This is a genomic window from Streptomyces canus, from assembly GCF_041435015.1.
GTDB lineage: Bacteria > Actinomycetota > Actinomycetes > Streptomycetales > Streptomycetaceae > Streptomyces > Streptomyces canus_G.
Map to the genome: position 1 here is coordinate 1211263 of NZ_CP107989.1, position 23979 is coordinate 1235241.

At 70.9% G+C, this 23979-nt stretch carries 24 protein-coding genes and 1 pseudogene; 12 read left to right on the top strand and 13 right to left on the bottom strand.

Features of this window, described 5'->3' with window-relative positions; translation table 11 throughout:
- Positions 1-2: 2 nt before the first annotated feature.
- The gene (locus OG841_RS05705) at positions 3-209 is read left to right on the top strand and encodes a hypothetical protein (RefSeq protein ID WP_328642477.1); all 207 of its coding nucleotides are present in this window, start codon (positions 3-5) and stop codon (positions 207-209) included.
- 90 nt (positions 210-299) lie between these two features.
- Here the strand turns inward: OG841_RS05705 and OG841_RS05710 are convergent, their stop codons facing one another.
- On the bottom strand, positions 300-1181 hold the full coding sequence (locus OG841_RS05710) for an LLM class F420-dependent oxidoreductase (RefSeq protein WP_365123471.1): 882 nt from the start codon (positions 1179-1181) through the stop codon (positions 300-302).
- Between the two features lie 65 nt (positions 1182-1246).
- Complete coding sequence (locus tag OG841_RS05715; protein ID WP_371563841.1) at positions 1247-2269, bottom strand: TerC/Alx family metal homeostasis membrane protein; 1023 nt, start codon at positions 2267-2269, stop codon at positions 1247-1249.
- A 247-nt stretch (positions 2270-2516) separates the two neighbouring features.
- On the opposite strand from OG841_RS05715, the gene OG841_RS05720 reads away from it, so the two are divergent.
- Both OG841_RS05720 and OG841_RS05725 read left to right on the top strand, forming a co-directional pair.
- Positions 2517-3494, top strand: coding sequence for an alpha/beta hydrolase (locus OG841_RS05720; RefSeq protein WP_328642474.1), 978 nt, complete (start codon positions 2517-2519; stop codon positions 3492-3494).
- A gap of 235 nt (positions 3495-3729) precedes the next feature.
- On the top strand, positions 3730-4719 hold the full coding sequence (locus OG841_RS05725) for a helix-turn-helix domain-containing protein (protein ID WP_328642473.1): 990 nt from the start codon (positions 3730-3732) through the stop codon (positions 4717-4719).
- 13 nt (positions 4720-4732) lie between these two features.
- Here OG841_RS05725 and OG841_RS05730 read toward each other — a convergent pair whose 3' ends face one another.
- Positions 4733-5086: a hypothetical protein gene (locus OG841_RS05730; RefSeq protein WP_328642472.1), complete on the bottom strand. Its 354-nt coding sequence runs from the start codon at positions 5084-5086 to the stop codon at positions 4733-4735.
- 139 nt (positions 5087-5225) lie between these two features.
- Here OG841_RS05730 and OG841_RS05735 point away from each other — a divergent pair, with 139 nt between their 5' ends.
- The 7 genes and pseudogenes from OG841_RS05735 (at position 5226) to OG841_RS05765 (ending at position 11465) form a co-directional block, all read left to right on the top strand.
- Positions 5226-5684: a MarR family winged helix-turn-helix transcriptional regulator gene (locus OG841_RS05735; protein WP_365123478.1), complete on the top strand. Its 459-nt coding sequence runs from the start codon at positions 5226-5228 to the stop codon at positions 5682-5684.
- Positions 5685-6133: 449 nt separating this feature from the next.
- Positions 6134-6400: a hypothetical protein gene (locus tag OG841_RS05740; protein WP_328642470.1), complete on the top strand. Its 267-nt coding sequence runs from the start codon at positions 6134-6136 to the stop codon at positions 6398-6400.
- 134 nt (positions 6401-6534) lie between these two features.
- Positions 6535-7728 (top strand): CaiB/BaiF CoA transferase family protein, encoded by a 1194-nt coding sequence (locus OG841_RS05745; protein ID WP_371563844.1) that lies wholly within the window; start codon positions 6535-6537, stop codon positions 7726-7728.
- 27 nt (positions 7729-7755) lie between these two features.
- A pseudogene (locus tag OG841_RS05750) lies at positions 7756-8923 on the top strand (acyl-CoA dehydrogenase family protein).
- Positions 8916-9662, top strand: a complete 747-nt coding sequence (locus OG841_RS05755; protein WP_371563847.1) for a GntR family transcriptional regulator — start codon at positions 8916-8918, stop codon at positions 9660-9662. The pseudogene OG841_RS05750 and the gene OG841_RS05755 overlap by 8 nt, the downstream one beginning before the upstream one ends.
- A 33-nt stretch (positions 9663-9695) precedes the next feature.
- Positions 9696-10481 (top strand): electron transfer flavoprotein subunit beta/FixA family protein, encoded by a 786-nt coding sequence (locus OG841_RS05760; RefSeq protein WP_328642466.1) that lies wholly within the window; start codon positions 9696-9698, stop codon positions 10479-10481.
- Between the two features lie 21 nt (positions 10482-10502).
- The gene (locus tag OG841_RS05765) at positions 10503-11465 is read left to right on the top strand and encodes an electron transfer flavoprotein subunit alpha/FixB family protein (RefSeq protein WP_371563849.1); all 963 of its coding nucleotides are present in this window, start codon (positions 10503-10505) and stop codon (positions 11463-11465) included.
- A gap of 32 nt (positions 11466-11497) precedes the next feature.
- On the opposite strand, the gene OG841_RS05770 is transcribed toward OG841_RS05765, so the two are convergent.
- Complete coding sequence (locus OG841_RS05770; protein ID WP_328642465.1) at positions 11498-12205, bottom strand: SDR family oxidoreductase; 708 nt, start codon at positions 12203-12205, stop codon at positions 11498-11500.
- A 103-nt stretch (positions 12206-12308) separates the two neighbouring features.
- On the opposite strand from OG841_RS05770, the gene OG841_RS05775 reads away from it, so the two are divergent.
- On the top strand, positions 12309-13154 hold the full coding sequence (locus tag OG841_RS05775; protein ID WP_328642464.1) for a helix-turn-helix transcriptional regulator: 846 nt from the start codon (positions 12309-12311) through the stop codon (positions 13152-13154).
- A 5-nt stretch (positions 13155-13159) separates the two neighbouring features.
- Here OG841_RS05775 and OG841_RS05780 read toward each other — a convergent pair whose 3' ends face one another.
- The 4 genes from OG841_RS05780 to OG841_RS05795 form a co-directional block, all read right to left on the bottom strand.
- Positions 13160-15223, bottom strand: a complete 2064-nt coding sequence (locus OG841_RS05780) for a beta-galactosidase (RefSeq protein WP_328642463.1) — start codon at positions 15221-15223, stop codon at positions 13160-13162.
- Positions 15224-15249: 26 nt separating this feature from the next.
- Complete coding sequence (locus OG841_RS05785) at positions 15250-15438, bottom strand: hypothetical protein (protein ID WP_328642462.1); 189 nt, start codon at positions 15436-15438, stop codon at positions 15250-15252.
- A gap of 623 nt (positions 15439-16061) precedes the next feature.
- Positions 16062-17108, bottom strand: coding sequence for a LacI family DNA-binding transcriptional regulator (locus OG841_RS05790; RefSeq protein WP_328642461.1), 1047 nt, complete (start codon positions 17106-17108; stop codon positions 16062-16064).
- 134 nt (positions 17109-17242) lie between these two features.
- Positions 17243-18094 carry a hypothetical protein gene (locus OG841_RS05795; RefSeq protein WP_328642460.1) on the bottom strand — a complete coding sequence of 284 codons (852 nt, stop codon included), beginning with the start codon at positions 18092-18094 and terminating at the stop codon, positions 17243-17245.
- Positions 18095-18545: 451 nt separating this feature from the next.
- Here OG841_RS05795 and OG841_RS05800 point away from each other — a divergent pair, with 451 nt between their 5' ends.
- Entirely contained in the window at positions 18546-19223 is a 678-nt protein-coding gene (locus OG841_RS05800; RefSeq protein WP_328642459.1) for a response regulator transcription factor, read from the top strand.
- 85 nt (positions 19224-19308) lie between these two features.
- On the opposite strand, the gene OG841_RS05805 is transcribed toward OG841_RS05800, so the two are convergent.
- The 5 genes from OG841_RS05805 to OG841_RS05825 all read right to left on the bottom strand — a co-directional run bounded on the left by OG841_RS05805 (position 19309) and on the right by OG841_RS05825 (position 23956).
- A complete protein-coding gene (locus OG841_RS05805; RefSeq protein WP_328642458.1) occupies positions 19309-20415 on the bottom strand; it encodes an NAD(P)/FAD-dependent oxidoreductase in 1107 nt (368 codons plus the stop codon).
- A 190-nt stretch (positions 20416-20605) separates the two neighbouring features.
- Entirely contained in the window at positions 20606-21013 is a 408-nt protein-coding gene (locus OG841_RS05810; RefSeq protein ID WP_371563855.1) for a DUF3224 domain-containing protein, read from the bottom strand.
- A 51-nt stretch (positions 21014-21064) separates the two neighbouring features.
- The gene (locus OG841_RS05815; RefSeq protein WP_266556340.1) at positions 21065-21979 is read right to left on the bottom strand and encodes a YceI family protein; all 915 of its coding nucleotides are present in this window, start codon (positions 21977-21979) and stop codon (positions 21065-21067) included.
- A 43-nt stretch (positions 21980-22022) separates the two neighbouring features.
- A complete protein-coding gene (locus OG841_RS05820; RefSeq protein WP_371563858.1) occupies positions 22023-23090 on the bottom strand; it encodes a maleylacetate reductase in 1068 nt (355 codons plus the stop codon).
- On the bottom strand, positions 23087-23956 hold the full coding sequence (locus OG841_RS05825; RefSeq protein ID WP_328642455.1) for an intradiol ring-cleavage dioxygenase: 870 nt from the start codon (positions 23954-23956) through the stop codon (positions 23087-23089). Before OG841_RS05825 ends, OG841_RS05820 begins: the two co-directional genes overlap by 4 nt.
- Positions 23957-23979 lie beyond the last annotated feature (23 nt).

Consider the following 23979-nt stretch of genomic DNA (forward strand, 5'->3'; position numbering starts at 1 on the left):
CCATGACCAGCACGATCCGCGCCGTCTGCCCGCACTGCGGCTGGCCGGACGGCGCCGAGCCCTTCCAGGTGGTGTCCCGGCACGACACGGCGACGGGCGGGACGGTGTGGACCCGCTGCGCGTGCGGCTCGCTGCAGGTCCGCGTGACCGACAGCCGCGGGACGCGCGTCGTCTCCCGCAGCCGGCCCTCCGCGGCGCGGGCGGGTTAGAGCCGGCCCGGTGTCGCCGGGTCCGGCGCGCACATCTGCACTGATCAGGCACTGTTTCCTGAAGTCGGCCCGATCCGCAGGACAGGCCCCCTAGTCCAGTTCCGCGAGCCGCTGCACGGCCGGTGCGACGAAGCGTTCGATCCACTCCGCTGGGGCGCCGATGCGCGGGGCGAGGATGACGGTGTCGATGCCGAGCTTGCCGTAGCCGGTGATGTCCCGGGTGAAGGCCTCCAGGTCGCCCTCGGTGGCCGGTTCTCCCATGTAGGCGACGGTCTTGCGGATCTCGTCGTAGTCCCGCCCCTCGGTGTCGCAGTGGCCGCGCAGCACGTCGAGCTTGTGCGTGACCTCCTCCGGCGTGGTGGCGAAGAGGTTGCAGGCGTCGCCGTAGCGGGCGACCAGGCGGAGGGTCTTCTTCTCGCCACTGCCGCCGATCATGATCTCGGGGTGCGGGCGGCTGACCGGGGCGGGTACGCACAGGGTCTCGGCGAGCCGGTAGTGGGTGCCCTCGAAGGGGCCGTTCGCGGCCGGGTCCCACATCTGCAGACAGATCCGCAGGGTCTCCTCCAGCCGTTCGAAGCGCTCCGCGAGGGGCGGGAACGGCACGCCGAGCCCTTCGTGCTCCCGGTCGTACCAGGCGGCTCCGACACCGAGGGTGGCCCGGCCGCCGGAGAGCACGTCGAGCGTGGTCGCGATCTTGGCGAGCAGGCCGGGGTGGCGGTACGTCACTCCGGTCACGAGCGCGCCGAGCCGGACCGTCTCGGTGTGGGCCGCGAGGAAGCTCAGGGTCGTGTAGGCCTCCAGCATGGGGTCCTCGGCGCCGCCGTTGAACTCCATCTGGAAGTAGTGGTCCATCACCGACAGCCAGCTCACGCCGGCCGCCTCCGCCGCTGCACCCGCGGAGGCGAGCTCGGCCCCGAGAGCGGGTGCGCCCGCGGGGTGGTTGAACCGGTTGATGTGCACGCCCACACGCATGTCCGTCTCCGTTCACAGCTCTCTCGCCGACCTGCCCGACGCTAGAACTTGAAGCGCTCTCGAAGTCAAGGGGGAGACGGGCACCTGCGTGCTCCGGTCACCGCGCCTCTCACGCCACCCGTTCCGCCTCCGTCTCCCCCGTCTCCCCCCTGCTTCTTCGCGGCCCGCAGGCTTGTGAGCGTGGTGACCGTCAGGACGAGGAGGATGAATCCGAGGGAGAAGGGGATGCCGATCTCGGGGACGTGGACGCCGGACTCGTGGAGAGCGTGCAGGACGAGTTTGACGCCGATGAAGCCGAGGATGATCGAGAGGCCGTAGCTGAGGTGGACCAGCTTCTTCAGCAGGCCGCCGATGAGGAAGTACAGCTGGCGCAGGCCCATCAGGGCGAACGCGTTCGCGGTGAAGACGATGTACGGGTCCTGGGTGAGCCCGTAGATGGCGGGGATGGAGTCCAGGGCGAACAGCACGTCGGTGGAGCCGATCGCGAGCATCACGACCAGCATCGGGGTCATGACCCGCTTGCCGTTCTCCTCGATCCACAGCTTGGTGCCGTGGTAGCGGTCGGCCACCCCGAAACGCCTCTCCACCATCTTCAGGAGCTTGTTCTCCTCGTACTCCTCGTCGTGTCCGTCCTTGCGGGCGTCCTGGACGAGCTTCCAGGCGGTCCAGATCAGGAACGCGCCGAAGAGGTAGAACACCCACGAGAACGCGGAGATGATCGCCGCTCCGGCCGCGATGAACCCGGCGCGCAGCACGAGCGCCATCACGACGCCGACCATCAGCACCCGCTGCTGGTACTGCGAGGGCACGGCGAACTTCCCCATGATCAGGACGAACACGAAGAGGTTGTCGACGCTCAGGGACTTCTCGGTGATGTATCCGGCGAAGAACTCGCCCGTGGGTTTCCCACCGGCGAAGAGGAGCAGCCCGAGTCCGAAGAGACAGGCCAGCACGACCCAGACGACGGTCCAGATGCCGGCTTCCTTGACCGACACGTCGTGGGGTTTGCGGCCGATGAAGAAGTCGGCGCCGACCAGGACGCACAGGGCGACGATGGTCAGCAGCCAGACGGTGAGAGAGACGTTCACTGGTTCTCCTGATGCGTGGGGGGCACCGCCAGCGTTGTCACCACCGAGGATCCCTTCCACCTGCAAAAGGTGAACAACGGGTCACGCGATGGCAAGGAACCGCAGGTCACACAAGAACATGACGGAATCCCGCCGCTCACCACCCGCCGTACGGCGGGCAGGTTCCGCCGTACGGCGGCGGTCAGGACGGACGTCGTTGCCCCGATCATGACGCCACGAGCCGCCGCGCCCCGCGTGAGGAGAAGCCATGACCCATGTGCCGCCCCCGTTCGACCCCGAGCTCAGTGCCGCCCTGGATCTGATCAAGGACGTGATCTCGCCCGGTCTCACCGTGGACGAGATCGACGTCGTGCGCCAGGGACCGGGTATCGAGATGCTGGCCGACCTGGACCTGACGCTGGACGGGTTCTTCGAGGTGGAGGACCGGTCGGTGCCGGGACCTGCGGGCGCCCCCGAGATCTCGCTGCTGATCTGCCGACCCACCACTCCGGTGACCGCGGGCACCGGGCGTCCGGTGATCTACCACGTCCACGGCGGCGGCATGATTCTCGGCAACAACCGGGTCGGGGTGGACGGTCCGCTGGCCTGGGCGAAGGAACTGGACGCGGTCGTGGTGTCGGTGGAGTACCGGCTGGCGCCCGAACATCCGCATCCGGCGCCGGTCGAGGACGTCTACGCCGGGCTCGTGTGGACCTCCGAGCACGCCGAAGAGCTGGGCGGGGACCCCGAGCGGATCGTCATCGCCGGTGCGAGCGCGGGTGGCGGGCTGTCGGCGGCGCTGGCGCTGCTCACCCGTGACCGCAAGGGGCCGCGGCCGCTGGGGCAGCTGCTGATGTGCCCGATGCTGGACGACCGCAATGACAGTCCCTCGACATATCAGATGGCGGGGCTGGGCGTCTGGGACCGGACGGCCAACGAGACGGGCTGGACGGCGTTGCTGGGCGAACTGCGCGGCGGTCCCGACGTTCCGGCGTACGCGGCGCCGGCCCGGGCCGAGGACCTGTCGGGACTGCCGCCGGCCTTCCTCGACGTGGGGTCGGCGGAGACGTTCCGGGACGAGGTCGTCGCGTACGCCTCGCGCATCTGGCAGGCGGGCGGGGTGGCGGAGCTGCATGTGTGGCCGGGAGGCTTCCACGGGTTCGACGGGTTCGCTCCGCAGGCGGCGTTGTCCCAGGCGGCGCGGGCGGCGCATGTGGTGTGGCTGCGGAGGCTGCTGGGCAGCTAGCGGTGGTACGGGCGGAGGCGCGGAAGGCAGCGCGCGCCGTTCGGACATGGGGCGGCTCCGGCCGCATCGTGGCTGCTCGCGCGCCCACGTGGCGGAGCCACAGGTCCCCGCTTGGCGGAGCCACATGTCCCCCGTCGCGGAGCCACCCATGTTCCCGCGTGGCGGAGCCAACCCATGTGACGGTCCCGCGCCCCCATGGGGGTGCTTCGCGGCCCCCATGGCGCACCATGGGCGTATGAAAGAGCTGGCCGGGCGCCTCACCGCGCTGGATCCGGATGCCGGTGCCGCCGTCCGGGTCATCGCCTACTTCGATCGGCTGTCCGAGGCCCGTGCGGGGCTGGAGGCGTTGGTGCGCGGGGCCGCCGTGCTGGCCGGCGTGCCCGCCCGGCTGATCGATGTCGAGCGGCGGGTGCAGGTTCGCGTCGAGGCCGACGGGACGCGCCGCGACTCCGGGGCGCCGCCGGATCCCTGCTGGCCCACCACCGCGCTCGCGCCCGGTGGGGCCGCCGCTCTGTGGCTGGAGCGGGCCGAGGCTGCGCCCAGTGTGGTCGACGCGGTGATTCTGGAGCGGGCCGCGGGAGCCGTACGGCTCGTGCTGGACCGTACGCGCGGACGCGCGCCCGTCGACGACCCGGCGCTGGTCGAGACCGTGCTGGATGCCACGGCCCCCGAGGCCGCCCGGTTGCACGCGGCGCGTGGGCTCGGGCTGGAGCCCGCGGCGTCCGCGCGTGCGCTGGCCCCGCTCGACGGGCGGCCCCGGATCGTGTCCGGGCGGGCGGACGCCGTGCTGCCCGCGGGACGGGTCGGGGTGGGACCCGCTGTGCCCGTGCTCGATCTGCCGCGGTCCTGGGCGGACGCCCGAACCGCGCTGCGGTTCACCGCAGAGGGCACGGCTCAGGATCCTGGACCGAAGATCGTGTACGCCGACGAACTGGGCGGCGTCGCGCTCCTGGCCGACCTCGTCGCGCCGGGTGCCGAGCCGCCGCCCGACGTCCAGGCGCTGGAGGCGGCGGGGGCGGCCACGCCCTGGCTGCTCGGCACGCTGCACGCCGTGGTCTCGACGGCGAGCCTGCGTGCGGCTGCCGCCGAGATCAACGTCCACCACTCCACGCTCCAGGACCGGCTGTCCCACGCGGAGCATCTGCTGGGTTGGCCATTGCGCACACCTCAGGGGCGACTGCGGCTGCAACTTGCCCTGACGATGCGCCACTTGGCACGGTCATAGCGTGAACTCAGGGTCAGCGGAACTCGTGCACGACCTGGATCGCGCCGACGATGTGCGCGTTGAACTCGTCGAGTTCCTCGGCAGGGACCCACAGTTCGAGTATCGTGCGGCCACCTGCCTGCTGGACGGGATAGCGGCTCAGGAAGTCCGACTCGACCTCGAAGCGGGTCACGAAGCCGACGCCGTCGTGCTTGACGTTCCAGTCCCTGGCGATCCTGATCGCGTAGTCCTCGTTGAGGACCGGATAGAAGATCGGCTGCTCGGGCAGCCTCGGCGGCCAGGCACGCCAGTCGAGTTCCCGGACCAGGTCCAGCTCCTTGGGGCCGGTCGGGCGCCAGAGGGTCGTGGTGGGGTCCCGGGTCGTCATCGGAGTCGCTCTCTGCGGGTGCGGGGCTGATAGTTGCGCGCGCACTATAGAAGCAGACGCTGAAAGTTTCAGCGATGCAATATCCTGGGCGTATCCCGTATCGGGACGGATCCGTATCGGGACGGAGGAAGCAGGCCCCATGACCGCCACAGACCCCGCGCTCACCGCCCTCGCCCAGGGCTGGTGCGCGCTCTCGCTGCTGCACGGGCGGATCGAGGCCCACATCGAGCGCGCTCTGCAGTCCGGACACGACCTCAGCGTGCGCGAGTACTCCCTGCTCGACGTCCTGGGTCGCCAGCACGACGGCGAGGGCGGGCATCTGCAGATGAAGCAGGTCGCCGGCGCCGTCGTCCTCAGCCAGAGCGCCACCACCCGCCTGGTCACCCGTCTCGAGGACCGCGGCCTGCTCTCCCGCTACCTCTGCCCCACCGACCGCCGAGGCATCTACACCGACGTCACCGAGGCCGGCCGCACCCTCCTCGAACAGGCCCGCCCCACCAACGAGAAGGCCCTCCGCGAAGCCCTCGACCAGGCAGCCACCAACCCCGAACTGGCCCCCCTCGTACGAGCCCTCGAAGCCCACGGCGTCCCGGCCTGACGCGGACGCCGTTCATCGAGGTGACCGCCTCGTCCACGGACATCGCGACGATGCCCGGCGAGACACCCGCCGCCGTGGCGGCATCCGTCGGGAGGCGGGCGTCTTTGCGCGGCAACACCCCGGCCTGGGCGACGCTGCCCAGTCCGCACCGCGGAGGGTGCTGAACGCGACTGACCGCTGCGGGACGCCGAGGCGGTCGTCCACGGCCCACTGCGCCTCATCTCCGGGATCGTCGCGGCCTTGGGCTCCAGCGGGGTGCCGGTGCCGCCCGACACCGGCTGCCGCGCGGACGAGGCACACGACATTTGGCCGGAGCAGCGGCGCCGAGGCCACCTGACTGGTGCGGGTTCAAGGCGCGAGGAATTGCCGCTGACCGCCACGGGCAAGGTCTTGAAGGACCAGCGGTGAGGGAAATCGCCGCGTTTCGCGCAGACGAACGGAGATTCAGCGTGACGACGAACCAGGCCACGGCCCCGGGCGAGGACATCTCACTCACTCGGCTGGAGCGTCTCGACGAGGAGATCATCGCGCTGCTGGCGCGCCGCCGCGAGATGGCTCAGGAGCTCCCCGCCCCGGCCCGGGCCCGCGCGGTCGACCCCGGTTTCGTGGAGGCCGTACGGGAGATCACGGACCGCTACCGACAAGAGCTCGGCGGGGCGGGTGAGCTCGTCGCCCGCGCGGTCATGGTCCTGTGCCATCCGGACCGCCAGAGCTGAGCCGTGCGCGGCTGAAGGGCCGTACAAAGGGGGGTGGGTGATCTCGCCGACAGTCCTGAGGTGGCAAAGAGCACAGGTCGTCAAGGTGCGGCGGCCGTTGACACCCTCTTGGATTTGGCCGTACAAAAGCCCCCATGAGCGTGCCGCAGCTTCCCCTGTCCGGGGTCACGGTGGTCAGCCTGGAGCAGGCCGTGGCCGCGCCCTACGCCACCCGGCAGCTCGCCGACCTCGGCGCCAGGGTGATCAAGGTGGAGCGGCCGGGCGAGGGTGACTTCGCCCGCCGCTACGACACGACCGTGCACGGCCACTCCAGCTACTTCGTGTGGCTCAACCGGTCCAAGGAGTCGCTCACGCTCGACCTCAAGGACCCGCGCGGAATCGAGATCCTGCACCAACTCCTCGACGGTGCCGACGTGTTCGTACAGAACCTGGCTCCGGGCGCGGCCGACCGGCTGGGCCTCGGCGTGGACGTCCTCGCCGGGCGCTGGCCGAGGCTGATCCCGTGCACGATCTCCGGATACGGCACCGACGGGCCGTGGGCGGACCGCAAGTCCTACGACCTGCTCGTCCAGTGCCAGACGGGCCTGGTGTCGCTGACCGGGACCGCCGAGGAGACCGCGCGGGTCGGGATCTCGGTCGCCGACATCGCGGCCGGGATGTACGCGTACAGCGGCGTCCTCACCGCCCTGTACACCCGGGCCACCACCGGCAGAGCCCACCCGGTGGAGGTGTCGCTGTTCGAGGCACTGGCCGAGTGGATGAGCCAGCCGGCCAACTACACGCGTTACGGCGGAAGCCAGCCGCCGCGTCTGGGCACCCAGCACGCCACCATCGCCCCGTACGGCGCCTTCACCGCCACCGACGGCAAGGACGTGCTCTTCTCCATCCAGAACGAACGCGAATGGCTCGCCCTCTGTGCGCATTTCCTACGACGGCCCGAGCTGGCCGAGGATCCGCGCTTCACCACCGGCTCCGCCCGGGTCGCCCACCGCGAGGAACTCAACGCCGTGGTCGCCGAGCGGATCGCACGCTCCGAGGCCGCGGAGGTCCTGAAGGACCTGGAGGACATCGGCATCGCCTGCGCCGGGGTGAACGACGTCGCCGCGTTCCTCGACCACCCGGTCCTGGCCGCCCGCGGCCGCTGGCACGAGGTCGCCGTTCCCGGCGGAGCCACGGTGGAGGCGTTGCTGCCCCCGGCCGACCTCGCCGGCCTGCCCGCCCGCATGGACCCGGTCCCGGCGGTGGGCGAGCACACCGAGGCGATCCTCACGGAACTCGGTCGCAGCGGCGACGACATCGCGGCGCTGCGTGCCGACGCGGTCGTCTGAGGCCCTGGACCGGAGGAGACACGTGCGATGAGCGTTCTGGACATCCTCTCCGACGACGAGCGTCTCGTCGTACGGACCGTGCGCGAGTTCGTCGACAAGGACGTCCGGCCCGTGGTCCGGGAGCTGGAGCACAGCGACACCTACCCCGAGCACCTCATCGAGAGGATGAAGGAACTCGGCGTCTACGGCCTGGCGATCCCCGAGGAGTACGGCGGCACCCCGGTCTCCACGCCCTGCTTCGTCCTGGTCACCGAGGAGCTCGCGCGCGGCTGGATGAGCCTGGCCGGGGCAATGGGCGGACACACCGTCGTCGCCAAGCTGCTCCTCCTCTTCGGGACCGAGGAGCAGAAGAGGCGCTGTCTGCCGCGGATGGCCACCGGAGAACTCCGCGCCACCATGGCGCTGACCGAGCCGAGTGGCGGCAGCGATCTCCAGTCGATCACCACCGTCGCCCGCCGCGAGGGCGACGAGTACGTCGTCGACGGGGCGAAGACCTGGATCACCAACTCCCGCCGCTCCGGGCTGATCGCCCTCCTCTGCAAGACCGACCCGACCGCCGCACCGCGCCACACGGGCATCTCCGTGCTGCTCGCCGAACACGGTCCCGGCCTCGTCGTCTCCCGTGACCTGCCCAAGCTCGGCTACAAGGGCGTGGAGAGCTGCGAGTTGAGCTTCGAGGGCTACCGCGCGCCCGTCGAAGCCCTGTTGGGCGGTTCGGAGGGGGCAAGGCTTCGCCCAGATGATGAAGGGGCTGGAGACCGGACGGCTCCAAGTCGCCGCCCGTGCCCTGGGTGTGGGGCGGGCCGCGCTGGAGGACTCGCTCCGCTACGCCCAGGAGCGCGAGAGCTTCGGCAAGCCGATCTGGCGCCACCAGGCGATCGGCACCTACCTCGCCGACATGGCGACCAAGCTGACGGCCGCCCGCCAACTCGTGCTGTACGCGGCCCGGGAGGCCGACGCCGGACGCCGGGTCGACATGGAGGCCGGCATGGCCAAGCTGTTCGCGTCCGAGACCGCGATGGAGCTCGCGCTCAACGCCGTCCGCATTCACGGCGGTTACGGATACTCGACCGAGTTCGACGTCGAACGGTACTTCCGGGACGCCCCGCTGATGATCGTCGGCGAGGGCACCAACGAGATCCAACGCAACGTGATCGCAGCCCAGTTGGTGGCGCGGGGTGGTCTGGATGGCTGAGCAGACCCAGCGCGACAGCATCTATCTGCGGCTGGCACGGGAGTTGCGGGCGGCGATCCTGCGCCAGGACTTCCCGGAAGGGGTACGGCTGCCGACCGAGGCCGAGCTGGCCGACCGGTTCAGGATCAGCCGCCAGACCGTACGGCGGGCGTTCCAGGACCTCGTCGCCGAAGGGCTGGTGCACCGGGTGCCGGGCCGGGGCACCTTCGCCACCCCCCGCGAGGAGCAGTACCTGCGTCAGTTCGGCTCGGTGGACGACCTGATGGGTCTGTCCCTCGACACCCGCATGCAGGTCGTCACCCCCCTGCGCCGACGGGTCGACGTCGACGCGGCCGGACGGCTGGGCCTGCACAGCGACCGGGTGCACAAGCTCGCTTTCCTACGGCTGCACGAGGACACCGCGTTCTGCCACACCTCGGTGTTCCTGCCGCCGGAGGTCGGCCGACTGCTGGAATCGGTCGCGGCACTGGCCGAGCCCGGCACCGCCGGAGCCACCACCGTCATCGGACTGCTCGACGAGCGGCTGCCCGAGCCGATCGCCGAGGCCGAGCAGAGCATCACGGTCGCGGCGGCCGACGCCGGGATCGCCGGACACCTCGGGTGCGAACCGGGCCGCGCGCTGCTGCGCATCGACCGGGTCTACCAGTCGGCGGCCGGACGGCTCGTGGAACTGGCCGTCAGCCACTTCCTGCCCGAGCACTACTCGTATCGCGTACGGCTGCGGCGCAGCGGACGCTGATGCTTCCCCACCCGCAAGAATCAGGAGAAGACCTTGAGCTTGAGGATCGTTGTCACTGTGAAGTACGTGCCCGACGCCACCGGCGACCGGCACTTCGCCGATGACCTGACCGTCGACCGGGACGACGTGGACGGTCTGCTCTCCGAGCTCGATGAGTACGCGGTCGAGCAGGCGCTGCAGATCGCCGAAGCAGCGGACGATGCGGACGTCACTGTGGTCACCGTCGGCCCGGAGGACGCCAAGGACGCGCTGCGCAAGGCGCTGTCGATGGGCGCCGACAAGGCCGTCCACGTCGAGGACGACGACCTGCACGGCACCGACGCCCTCGGTACCTCGCTGGTGCTGGCCAAGGCCGTCGAGAAGGCCGGTTACGACCTGGTGATCTCCGGTATGGCCTCCACCGACGGCACGATGGGCGTGGTCCCGGCGCTGCTGGCCGAGCGTCTGGGTGTGCCGCAGGTGACCCTGCTGTCCGAGGTGACGGTCGAGGGCGGGATCGTGAAGGGCCGCCGCGACGGCGACTCCGCCACCGAGCAGCTGGAGGCCTCCCTCCCGGCCGTGGTGTCGGTGACCGACCAGTCGGGCGAGGCGCGTTACCCCTCCTTCAAGGGCATCATGGCGGCGAAGAAGAAGCCGGTTGAGGCGTGGGACCTGTCGGACCTGGACCTGGAGGCCGGGCAGGTCGGCCTGGAGGGTTCCTACACCACGGTCGACTCCGCCGCGGAGCGCCCGGCCCGTACCGCGGGCACGATCGTCAAGGACGAGGGCGAGGGCGGCAAGCAGCTCGCCGAGTTCCTCGCGAGCCAGAAGTTCATCTGATCCGGTAGGAGTTGCTGTCCCATGGCTGAAGTTCTCGTCTATGTCGATCACGTGGACGGTGCCGTCCGCAAGCCCACCCTGGAGCTGCTGACCCTGGCCCGCCGTATCGGCGAGCCGGTCGCCGTCGCGCTGGGTGCCGGTGCCGCCGACACCGCCGCCGTGCTGGGCGCGCACGGCGCCGTCAAGGTCCTGACCCACGACGCCTCCGAGTACGCCGACTACCTGGTCGTGCCCAAGGTCGACGCCCTGCAGGCCGCCGTCGAGGCCGTGTCCCCGGCCGCCGTGCTGGTGCCGTCCTCCGCCGAGGGCAAGGAGATCGCCGCCCGGCTCGCGCTGCGCATCGGCTCCGGCATCATCACCGACGCCGTCGACCTGGAAGCCGGCGACACCGGCCCGGTGGCCACCCAGTCGGTGTTCGCCGCCTCCTTCACCACCAAGTCCCGCGTCTCCCAGGGCACCCCGGTCATCACCGTCAAGCCCAACTCCGCCGCCGTCGAGGCCGCCCCGGCCACCCCCGCCGTCTCGGAGCTGAGTGTGGCCTTCTCCGCGCAGGCCACCGGCACCAAGGTCACCGGCCGGACCCCGCGCGAGTCGACCGGGCGCCCGGAGCTGACCGAGGCCGCGATCGTGGTCTCCGGCGGCCGCGGCGTCAACGGCTCCGAGAACTTCGCCATCATCGAAGCGCTCGCCGACTCCCTCGGCGCGGCCGTCGGCGCCTCCCGCGCCGCGGTGGACGCGGGCTGGTACCCGCACACCAACCAGGTCGGCCAGACCGGCAAGAGTGTCTCGCCGCAGCTGTACATCGCCAACGGCATCTCCGGCGCGATCCAGCACCGGGCCGGCATGCAGACCTCCAAGACCATCGTGGCGGTCAACAAGGACGCCGAGGCCCCGATCTTCGACCTCGTCGACTACGGCGTCGTCGGCGACCTCTTCGACGTCGTCCCCGCCCTCACCCAGGAGATCAACACCCGCAAGGGCTGAGCCTGTTGGAGCGTGCCCGGGTCACCTGTGGGTCACCAGGGCAGCGGCCCCTCGGCGTCGAAGTAGCCGCCGGTCGGGCCGTCGGGACCGACCTGCGCCATGCGGACGATGATCTCGGCGCCCTCGGCCACGGTCTGCGTGCCCGTGTTGCCGTTCAGGTCGGTCTTGGTGAATCCGGGCTCCACGGAGTTGATCCGCATGGCCGGGAACGCCTTCGCGTACTGGACGGTGAGCATGTTGACCGCGGTCTTGGACGTCGGGTAGGCGATGCCCGGGTAGAAGTGCGCGGGGTGGTCCGGGTCGGAGAGATGAGTCAACGAGGCCAGGCCGCTGCTGACGTTGACCACGACGGGCGCGGCCGAGCGCTGGAGCAGCGGAAGGAAGGCGTGCAGGACGCGGACGACACCGAAGACGTTCGTCTCGAAGGTGGTGCGCATCTGGTCGGCGGTCACGGTCGCCGCGACCGGCACGCTGTTGTCCTCGGTGCGGGTCTCGATACCGGCGTTGTTGATCAGGACGTCGAGGCCGCCCGCGGCGTCCAGGGTCTTGGCCGCGGCCTCGACGGAGGCGTCGTCGGTGACGTCGAGCTGGACGAACCGCGCGCCGAGCTCGTCGGCGGCGCGGCGGCCGCGCTCGGCGTCACGGGCGCCGACGTAGACGGTGTGGCCTGCGGCGATGAGCCGGCGGGCGGTCTCGAAGCCGAGGCCCTTGTTCGCTCCGGTGATGAGTGTTGTCGTCATGCCGTCCAGCTTGCGGCGCCGAGGCCCGGTCAGCCAGAAGACCCTTCTTCCTGGGACTCGCGGTACCAGGCACATCCGCGGCCGACGGTGTTCACTGAGGAGCATGGCGGTGACAGAACTGGGACAGGCACTGCGGCGCTGGCGCGACCGGGTTCCCCCGGACGCGGCCGGGCTGCCCTCCGGCGGTCATCGGCGGGCCGCCGGGCTGCGGCGCGAGGAGCTGGCCCTGCTGGCCGGCATCTCGGTCGACTATGTGACCCGTCTCGAGCAGGGCCGGGCCGTCAACCCGTCCGTGCAGGTCGTCGAGGCGTTGGCCCGGGCACTGCGGCTCTCGGGGGACGAGCGGACGTACCTCTTCGGCCTCGCGGCACTGGTGCCGCCGGGGCCGGATGTCGTGCCCGGGTTCATCACGCCCAGCGTGCAGCGGCTGCTGGGCCGGCTGGTCGACACCGCCGTCGCGGTCTCCGACGCGGCCATGACGCTGTTGCTGGCCAACCCGATGTACGCGGCTCTGATGGGCGATCCGTCGGTCCTGCGTGGCTTCGAACGCAACGGTGTGTGGCGCAACTTCACGGGCATGCCCACCCGGGTGCGGCACACGCCGGAGGAACGGCGTGACTTCGAGGCGGGCATGGTCGCCGAACTGCGCGCGACCGCCGCCCGCTATCCAGCCGACCGCCAACTCCAGTCCCTCATAGCGGAGTTGCGCACCCGGAGCGAGCGGTTCGCCGAACTGTGGGACGCGGGGGTGGTGGGCCGTCTCGCCGGCTCGCACAAGACGATCGAGCATCCGCAGGTCGGCACGCTCACACTCGACTGCGACCTGCTCCGGGTGGAGGAGAACGACCTGCACATCCTCGTGTACTCGGCCGAGCCGGGCACCGAGGCCGCCGAGAAACTGCGGCTGATCTCGGTGCTCGGCACGCAGAGCCTGGTCGAGAGAAGCTAGCTGAGCTACTCCTTCGTCTCGTCCTCCGTGACGATCTTCACGTCCCAGGGTCCCAGAGGGACGGCCTCCGAGTACACCTCGTCCGTCAGAGCGTCCCGCAAGGACATCGGCACGGCGACCGACACCGCCTCCCACGACCAGTTGTGCAGGAAGCGGACCCGGCGGCCGTCGCGGGCGGTGGCCGAGGTGGCGGTGACGCTCGGATGGGCCGGGCGCCAGGAGGCCGGGGCCGCCCACTCGAACACGGCCCGGGCGAAGGCGGGGTCGGGAACCGTACCCACGTAGGTGATCCGGCCCGCGCCATGACGGTGTGTCGTGGCCGCCGGCCAGCGCCCGAAGTGGGGGTGCTCGTAGGTCGCCAGCTCCTCGGCTCCCTGCGGCTGGAGACCGTCGGCCCAGTGCAGGGCGCAGGCTTCGGGCGGGAGGGTGAGACTTTCCGTGCCGGTGACCGGCAGCGGGGCGCCCAGGTTGCTGAACTCGTCGTACGTCACCCCGGCCGCCTCCGCCAGCCTTCCGGGCTGCGCCTCGGTGCGGGCCCTCGCCTCGGTGTCGCCGTACCCGGTGCGGGGACCCACGATCAGGTGCCCGCCCGCCTCGGCGTAGGCCTTGAGGCGGTCGAGGGTCTCGTCGTCGGCGGCGTAGAAGGCGGGGGCGACGAGGACCTCGGGCAGGGCGGCCGCCGAGAGCTGCCCGGGGTGGAGGATGCGGGTCTGGAGCCCCGCGTCGAAGGCGCCCCGGTAGAAGGCGTCGAAGACCGTCTCGTACGACCGCCCGTTCGCGCCCCCGTCCGCCAGGGCGAGGGGCGGCTGCGCCTGGAGCGCCCACTTGCTGGGGCCGTCGTACAGGAAGGCGACGTCGGCGTCCGGGATGAGGGCTGCCGTGAGGTCGCCCGCCTTCTCCAACTCCGCTCCCAGTGCGGCGAGTTCCCGGTAGACGCGGCCGGGGCGGCCGTTGTGCGGGAGGATGCCGCCCCAGTAGGTCTCGGTGCCGAAGTGCAGGGTGTGCCAGTGCCAGTACTCGATCATCGAGGCACCGCGGGAGATCAACGCCCAGGCGGCCTGGCGCCATTGGCCGTCGTAGGCGGGGCGGTTGTTCCACGGGAAGCTGATGGCCTGGGCGTTGGTCTCGGTGACCAGGAACGGCTCCTGGCGGGAGGAGTACATGCGGTCGGCGCTGCGGTACAGCGCCCAGGTCCCGTTGGTCGTCCAGTCCTGCCCGTCGCCGCCCCGGTCGGGCAGTTCGAGGGCGTCCTGCATCGTGTAGTACGGGTTGCCCGCGGTGACGTCGAGCCGTTCGGTGAGCTTGTCGTCCTCGACGCCCTGGCGGTCGTAGGAGATGCAGGTGGTGACGAACTGGCCGGGGCGGGCGTACTCGCGGACGATGTCCGCCTGCCAGGCGATGAACTCGGTGACGAGCCGGGCCTGGAAGCGCCGCCACGCCAGGTCGTACTGGGGCTGGGCGTTGCCGTCGGGGGTCCACAGGTCGGCCCAGGTGGAGAGCCGGTGCGACCAGTAGACCAGGCCCCATTCTCGGTTCAGGGTCTCCACATCGCCGTACTGAGCGCGGAGTTCGTCGGTGAAGCGCTGGAACACGCCGTGGTTGTGCAGGAGATGGGGGCCGGGTTCGTTGTCGACCTGGTAGCCGATCACGGCGGGGTGGCCGGCGTACCGGGCGACGATCTTCCGGACGATCCGTTCGGCGTGGAAGCGGAACGCCGGGTGGGTGAAGTCGACCTCCTGCCGGGCACCCCAGCCGATGCGCTCACCCGTGCGTGACTCCCCCGCGATCTCCGGGTACTGGCGGGCCAGCCACGGCGGTACGGCGTAGGTCGGTGTCCCGAGGATCACCGAGATGCCCCGTTCGTGGGCGCCGTCCAGGACGGGCTGGAGCCAGTCGAGGTCGAAGCGGCCGTTCTCCGGTTCCCAGGTGGACCACACGGACTCGCCGACCCGGATCACCGTGAAGCGTGCCTCGGCCATCAGGTCGAGGTCGTCCTTCAAGCGTTCGTACGGCTGGTACTCATGGTAGTAGGCGGCGCCGAACAGAACGCGGGGCGGAAGCTCGAACATCTCTCTCCAATACGGTGGTTGACGGGTCAGCCTTTGACGGCGCCCGTGGACAGGCCTTCGAGGAGCTGCTTGCGCAGGACCACGAACAGAGCGACCGCGGGCACCACGGCGATGACGGCTCCGGCGAGCACGAGGTCGTACTGCCGTTGCTCGGACACGAACAGGGTCTGCAGGCCGAGCGGCAGGGTGTACAGGGAACTGTCGGAGACCAGCACCAGCGGCCACAGGAAGCTGTTGTAGCTCTGCAGGAACTGCCAGACGGGGCGTAGAGCCTGCCGTCCTTGCTGTAGGGGGCGAGGCGGGCGGGGAGAAGATCGTCCTTCAGGCCGGGGACGGCGGCGAGGTCGGGGGTCAGATCGTGCATCAGCCGCGGGGCGATGTCACCGCGCAGCATGCGCGGGAAGCTGCCGATCTCGAAGCCGATCGCGTCGGGGGTGCCGCGTCCGGCGACGGCCTGGGCGAGCAGCTTGGTGACCAGGTCGCCGGGTCCGGCTCGGGTGACGTCGAGGTGGTAGCGGAAGTCGGTGAGCCGGTCGGCCTCCGGTATGCCCTTGCGGAAGAAGTCCTCGTATCCGGGGTCGTGGGTCCACAGGGAGAGGGTCACGTCTCCGGAGGTCCGGACGGCGGTGCTGCCGTCTGCGCAGGCGGTGAGGGCGGCGGTGCCGAGGCCGAGGGCGCCACGCAGCAGGGTGCGGCGGGTCGGGGATGCGGGGAACACACGTGACTCCTCACGTGGTGCGGCTACGGGGAGCGCGGGTGCGGCCGTCCCGGGCGGCACTCGCGGGCGGGGCGGAGCGGGCCTGCGGCATGGTGTGCCGCAGGCCGTCGCGCCGACGGTTCAGCGCAGGGGTGGTGCGGGTTCGCGTACCGGTCCGCTGGAGGCCCGTACGGCCAACTCGACGGGTATGTCGGTGCGTTCGGCCGGTGCCGGGCCGCCTTCGATCATGGCGATGAGCACGTCGACGGCCCGGCCGGCGACCGCGGTGAAGTCCTGGCGGACGGTGGTCAGGGGCGGGGAGAGATAGGCGGCCGCGGGGATGTCGTCGAAGCCGACGACGCTGACGTCGTCGGGGACGGACAGGCCCGCCTCGGCGAACGCCCGTAGCGCCCCGATCGCCATGTCGTCGTTGGCGGCGAACACGGCGGTGACGTCGGAGAGCCCCGCCAGCTGGCGTCCGGCCGCGTACCCGGAGGCCGGGCTCCAGTCGCCCTCGACCGGCAGCGGGGGCTCGGGGGCACCGGCGGCGGCGAGGGCCTCCCGCCAGCCGCCCACGCGGTCACGCGCGGCCCACCAGTCGTACGGTCCCGGGATGTGCCAGACCGTACGGTGGCCCAGGGACAGCAGGTGTTCGGTGGCGGTCCGTGCGGCCACGAGCCCGTCGGCGCCGACGACGGCACTCCTGCCCTGGCCGACCTCGACGCCTTGGCCGAGGCTGACCACCGGCACGTCCGCGCTGAGCCGCAGCGGGGCGCCGTCGTCGATCGGCTCGGACAGGACGATCCCGTCCACGCCCTGTTCCAGCAGTGCCTCCACGGCGACCTGGATCGGCTGTCCTTCCAGGGTTCCGGCCAGGGCGAAGGAGTAGCCCGCCCGGTGCATGGCTCGTTCCAGGGCGAGGAGCAGGGTGGAGGGGCCGTAGAGCGCGCTGCCGAGCGAGACGACGCCGATCCGCCGGTAGCGGCCGAGGAGCAGGGCGCGCGCCGCGTTGTTCGGGCGGTACCCCAGCTCCTGTACGGCCCGGAGCACGCGGTCGCGTACCTCCGGGCTGACGTGCGGTTCGCCGTTGACGACCCGCGACACGGTCTTCTGCGAGACACCGGCGGCTCGCGCGACCTCGGTCATGCCGGGGCCCCGCCGCGGACGTCCGGGTCCGGTGGCCGCCATGTGCGCGCTCCTCGCCGTAGTGCCGTCGAGCCGTGGACTACGTAGTCATCGTGTCCGGTGCAATCCGCTCCAGACTTGATGACTACGTAGTCAAAACTCTGACAGCCACTCCGGGCCGCGTCAATCCCCTCCGCTCAGTAGCCGTACCGGCTCTTCAGGTGGCGCCAGAAGTCACGCAGCATCCACTGGTCGAAGTCGGTGATCCTCATCGCGCTGCCCGCCTTCATCAGGAAGCAGCACTGACCGGTCGGGGTCCAGTCGTAGAAGTCGTCGAGACCGAAGGTGTGGCCGACCTCGTGGAGATAGATGTGGATGTCCTCCTGGGCGAGGGCCCCGGTGAAGTACTCCTGGCCGACCCGCTGACCCCAGTCCCCGCCGGCGCCGCCCTGGAAGCCCTTGGTGAGCCAGAGCGACTGGTCGTAGTGGCGGGCCGCACCGCCGGGGCACTTCGAGTAGTTGGCGTCCTGGTGGAAGAAGCGGCCGCAGTCGGGGGCGCACTGCGGGGCGCCGTCGGAGTCCAGGTTTCCGGCATAGATGTCGACCGAGTTGTCCGTCCACTGGAGGGTCGAGCGGTTCTTCACCGCCCAGCCGACGATGTTGACGGGCACGGTGGTGTACGGCCAGGCGTTGGTGCCGGTGCCGTTGTCGAGCATGGCCGCCATCCACTTGCCGAACTGCTTCTTCAGCGCGGCGTGGACCTGGTCCCGCAGGGCGGCGCTGACGGGGGCGTCGGACTCCCAGCGGACGCAGTAGTTGACGCTTCCCTTGTTGGCGACGATCTGGTCCCAGCCGTAGTTGCGGAAGCCGTAGAGGTCGGGGTAGGTCGACTCGACGTGGTTCCACACCTCGCCCAGCGGTTGCACGAGGGCTGCGGGCGGGTTCCAGGTGTCCGCCGCCTGTGCCGGGGTCGCCGTGACGGCGGGGGCGATGAGTACCGCGAGCAGGGCGGTGAGGACGGTGACGAGACGCGCGATGCGGCTGCGCATGAAGTGAACTCCCTTCGTGGGGGCCGGGATTCACTGTTGGGTCGCCGCCGGTCCGGCCGGGGTTGCCCCCCTGCCGCGCTCGCCTCGGCACCCGGGACGGCCGGGCCGGCACAACGCCCCGCGCGCGACACGCGCTCCCGCGTCCGCACCGTGCCGGTGCCGATCGCCACCGCCGCGGTGGCCGCCGCCATGATCGTCACCGCGATTCCGCGGGACGGTGAGACCGGACTGCCGGAGACCACGCCCCCCGGCGGTCGCGGGCACCTCCCGGCCGCTCTCGCCCTCACCAGCGACGACGGCTCCCCGAGCACCCAAACACAACCGGAATGTGACCCACCCCACAACCGATACGCACCCGTTTCGATAACTCCGGAGCTACTCTGAAGCTCACAAGAACGAAACCGTTTCGTTCAGCATGTTGTCCGCTGGACGAGGATGGAGCACGCACGCCATGACCAGCGTCCTCATCGCCACCGGCCAGTCACTTCAGCGTGTCGGCCTTCGAATGCTCCTCGAGTCCCAGCCCGACCTGAGCGTGGTCGGCGAGGCTGCGCACGGGCCGGAGGCGGCCCGCCTGAGCGCCCTGCTCCGGCCTGACGTCGTGCTGCTGGAGGGCCGTGCCACCGACACGGACACCGTCGAGACCGTCCGCCGTATCGCCCACGCTCCGGACGGGCACGCCCCGCACGTCCTGCTCCTCACCACGGCCGACGACACCTACCCCTACGGCGCCCTGCGCGCCGGAGCCGCCGGACACCTCCCCGAGGACGCCACCGCCGACGAACTGGTCGCGGCCGTGCGGGTCGTGGCCGCCGGTGACGTGGTCGTCTCCCCCGGACTGACCCGTGCCCTCATCGACGCCGTCCGCGACCAGCGCGCCGTCGGGAGCAACGCACCGGGCAACCGCTTGGGCACCCTCACCGGACGCGAGCGGGACGTCCTCACCGCCGTCGCCTCCGGCGACTCCAACGCCGAGATCGCCGACCGGCTCTCCATCGCCCCGACCACCGTGAAGTCCCACGTCAGCAACATCCTCACCAAGATCGGCGCTCGCGGCCGGGTCCAGGCGGTGGTCTTCGCCTACGAGTCGGGACTGGTCCGGCCCACCCAGCACGTCCTGCACGCGTGAGAGTGGCGACTGCGGCTCCAGCCGGACCCGGTCTTGCTGGAGCCTCCCCGGCACGCCACCGCCGAGGTCGCCTTCACCGATCAGGTCAGGCGGCCGTGTAGCCGAGTTGGCGCCTCATGTAGGGCGTCATGAGGGTCTTCGCCTTGGCGACGGCGCTGGTGCGGCTGCCGAGCACCGCCGTCTCGCCACCCGGCACGGGCAGCATGGTCACCCCGTCGGCAGGGCCGAAGGGCACGATCAGCGGGGTGCGGTGGATGGGCCGGTAGAAGCGCGGCTCCTTGCGGTGCTTGCCCGAACTGTTCAGGTGGGCGCGGATGTTCCAGGCGGCGAGGTCGGCCTGGGCGAGCGCCGCCGGGGTGATCTTGAGCTCGGTGGCGTCGTTGACGTCACCGACCGCGAAGACGTCCAGGTGTCCCACGGCCCGCAGCGAGCGGTCGACCTTCACATGCCCTGAGGGGGTCAACAGGTCGCCGTGTCCGCCCAGGCGCAGCCAGAGCGTGTTGGGGGTGGTGCCGGTCGCCCAGAAGGAGAGGTCTGCGGTGATGACCTCGCCGCGGGCGTCGCGGTAGGTGGCGAAGTCGTTGCCCGGGGCCATGAAGGAGTCGAGTCGTACCTCCACGTCATGCGCCTCCAGCCACTCGCGCGCCTTGCGTCCGGCCCGTTCGCTGCCCGTGCTGCCGAGCAGCTCGGGACCGGAGTGCGCGAGCGTGACCCGGGCGTCCGGCCGGGCCAGCCGGATCTCGGCGCTGAGTTCGACGCCGGAGGGCCCGCCGCCGACGACGAGGACGTGCTCGGCGAAGGAGATCTTCTGCTGGTGCTCGGCGAAGGACTTCATCGCCTCCTCGGTGGTGGTCCCGGCGAAGCGGGCCGGCTCCGGGTAGTCGGCGCCGGTGGCGATCACCACCACGTCGTAGGGCAGCCGCGTGCCGTTGGCCAGCACCACGTGCCGCTCGGCGGTGTCGATGCGCACCACCTTGCCCACGACCACCTGGCCGTGGCGCAGCAGCCGGTCGTACGGGATGAAGGGGGTGGCGCTCCACTCCCTGCGCACACCCGCCCGGAGGGAGGAGATACGGTGGAAGAAGACTTCCTTGCGGTCCACGAGCGTGACCCGTGCCGTCGCGTCCAGCCGTTTCGCCAGCCGGACGCCCGCATAGCCGCCGCCGATCACCACTACGTCGCCGTCACTCACGCCGAGTCTCCTGAAACCGTGGGGGGAGGGAGTGCCATGACGGACGAGCCGCTCCCCCGAGCACTCGGATGCCGGTGAGCGTAACGCTTGAAACCTAAAGTTTCGGTTTGGTTGTGTGAGCTTTACGTGAAGCTGTCGGACCGGAGGACCTGCGATCTGCCCTCCGGTGACGGCGAGTTGGACCGGGACGTCAGCCGAGCTCGTAGTCCAACCGGATCCGGTGCGTGCCGTCGGCGTCGACCGCGAGGCCACCGGTGCCGGAGATCCCCGCCAGGTCCCCGGTGCCGCTGGAGGGGACGATCGTGAAGAACTCCGCGGTGCGGTCGCTGCCGGAGGTCGTCGCCGAGTGCACGAAGTTGAAGGCGCCCGACCTGCCGTGCAGCGAACCCTCGAAGGACTCCATGGCCACGTAGGTGCCGACGCCGGACTGCTGGTCGTACGCGGCGGTGAACAAGGTCGCCGAGCGGCCGGCGATCTCGCCCTCGAAGTGCTTCTCGATCGTCGCGACACCGACCGGAAGCCCGGTGGCCACCGGCGGTTCGGGCTTCAGCTCGGTCGGGACGAACGCCTTCACGCTAAATGTTCCGTTGGCTCTCATGGGCCCGACGGTACCGACCGGGTCCGACAATCCCCGGCTGTCCGCTCGCGCCTACTCCGGCGGGGTCGGCGTGTCGTGGGTGCGGTACATCGCCTGGACGTCCAGTTCCAGCTGGACCGTGGGGCCGACGACCGCGATGCCCCGGGCCAGCATGGACCGCCAGTTCAAGGTGTAGTCCTCGCGGTGGAGTTCCGCCGTCGCCAGGGCCGCACAGCGCAGTTCCTCGCCGTAACCGCCGTTCACCGTGCCGAGGTACGTCGTGTCCAGGGCGACCGAGCGGCTCACGCCGTGCATGGTCAGGCTGCCCTGGAGGGTCCACTTGCTCCCGCCGCGATAGGCGAAGCGGGTGCTGACGAAGTCGATGTGGGGGAAGCGTTCGACGTCGAGGAAGTCGGCGGACCGCAGATGGTTGTCGCGCGTGGTGTTGCCGGTGGTGATGCTCGAGGCGTCGATACGGACCTGGACACGGGTCTGCGACATGTCCTGCGCGACCTGGATGCCGCCCTCGAAACGCTCGAAGCGGCCGTGGACGTGGGCCATGCCGACGTGCTTGGCGATGAAGCGGATCGCGGTGTGCGGCGGATCGAACAGCCAGACGCCGGGCGTGGGCAGTTGCAGCGCCTGGGCGGGCTGGAGCCAGACCCGCTCGGTGGGCGTCATCCCGTACGGCCCCACGTCGACCGTCTCGCGGTGCGGCTGGAGCCCCTCGGCCGCGGCCATCAGGCTGTAGCGGCCGGGCGGCAGAACGGCGAGGAAGTAACCGTAGGGGTCGGTCGTCCCGCGGACCGCGACCCGGTGGGTGTCCAGGGCGGTGACCGTGACGTCCGCGCCCGCCATGGGCGAGCCCATCGGGTCGACGACCTCACGTGCCACGGCGCCCGCGCCTTCCGGGAGGGGGACGGAGAGGCCCGCCGCCTCGGCAAGGGCAGCCTTGGACCGCCGACGCCGGAGCAGTGCGAGGGCCATGATGTTCACCTTTCTTCGGGGACTTGCTGTCGTGCTGCGGGACTCATGGTCGACGTCCCTCATAGGCCGCCTGGAGTACCTCCCGCACACCCTCCGACGTCACAGGACGCGGGTTGGCGTACGGCTGCCCCGCCACCTGTGCGGCCGCCTCCGCCACGTCGGCCTCCTTGAGACCGAGTTCGGCGAGGGAGCGCGGCGCGCCCAGGCGCCCGGCCAGATCCCACAGGGCTCGTGCCGGGTCGTCGGCATCGAGTGCCCGTCCCAGTACGGTCAACGCACCGGGAACGGCGGGGGCGTTGTACGCGAGCGCGTACGGCAGGACGACCGTGTGTGTTTCGGCGTGCGGCAGGCCGAAGGTGCCGCCCAGGACGTGGCACAGCTTGTGGTGCAGCCCCATGGTGGTCGCGCCCAGACACGCCCCGCACAGCCACGCGCCGTACAGGGCCCGGCCGCGCGCGTCCAGGTCGTCGGGCCGCGCGGCGAGCAGCGGCAGCGCCTCGGCCATCGCCCGTACGCCGTCCTGGGCCATCAGCGCGATCAGCGGCGAGGTGTCCGGGGCGTAGAGCGCCTCGACCGCGTGGGCGAGGGCGTTGATGCCGCTGGTCACGGTGAGCGGCACCGGCAGGGGCAGGGTCAGCTCGGGGTCGTAGACGACACTGCGGGGCTGGACCTTCGGGGCGCGGCCGGTGCGCTTGACCCCGGCCTCGGTCAGGCCCCACACGGGGGTCATCTCGGAGCCCGAGTAGGTCGACGGCACGGCGATCAGCGGCAGTCCGGTGCGCAGGGCGATCGCCTTGCCGAGGCCGACGGACGAGCCGCCGCCGACCGTGACCACCCCGTCGGCCCCGGCCGCGCGGGCCACCGCCACGGCCCGGTCGGCGTCCTCGACGGGTACATGCATGCGGGCCTCGGCGTGCAGCCCCGCGCACGCGTCGCCGAGCGCGTCCGCGACCGCCCGCGCCACGGCCTCGCCCCTGCTGCCGCACACCACCAACAGGCGGCGCAGGCCCAGGTGTTCGGCCTCGCCGGGAGTCGCGGTCACGGCGGCGCCGGGCCGGAACACGACCCGCACGGGACGGCTCTCGTAGGTGAAGTCGGCCGAGAACGTCATGCGTTCGGCTCCAGTACGAGGTCGAAGCGGGCGTGCCGGAAGGGGTTCGGGATGCCGAACTCGGCGGCCAGGGACGGGTCGTCGGTCGTCGCGAAGTCCTGCACGAGGCTCTGTTTCACGGCGAAGACGGCGTCGGAGTCCAGGTACTCGCTGCCCGCGACGAAGATGTGGGTGGTGACGGGGGTATGGCCTTCGGCTCCCACGATGAAATGGATGTGGGCGGGCCGGTACGGGTGCCGTCCGGTCGCGTCGAGCAGGTCACCGACCGGGCCGTCGGTGGGGATCGGGTACGGCGCCGGGACGCAGGTGCGGAACCAGAAGCGGCCCTCGGCATCGGCGGTGAACAGCCCGCGTCCGTTGCCCGCGGGCTGTACGTCGGGCTGCTGGACATCGTAGAAGCCCTGGTCGTCGGCCTGCCAGACGTCGAGGACGGCGCCGGGCAGCGGGGTGCCGTCCGCCGACAGCACCCGGCCGCTGACCACGCAGGGCTCGGCACCGCCCACCAGGTCGATGTCGTCCCCGAGTTCCCGCACGGGCGACTCGGTCATGTGGAAGGGGCCGAGCACGGTGGACTCGGTGGCGCCCTGTACGCGGTCGCCGTTGAGTGTCTCCACGAGCATGGAGACGCCGAGGACGTCCGAGAGCAGGATGAACTCCTGCCGGGTGTCGGTGCACTTCTGCCCGGTCGCCGTCAGGAAGGCGATCGCCTTCTCCCACTCCTCCTGGGTGAGCCGGCTCTCGCGCACGAAGTCGTGCAGGTGGCCGATCAGACCGGCGAGCAGTTCGCGCAGGCGGGGATCGGCGGTCGCGTGGAGGCCGGCCACGGCGTCCTCGGTGACGCTGGTTCCGATCGCGTCGGTGGTCATCCCGGCTCCTCCTCGTCGACGTG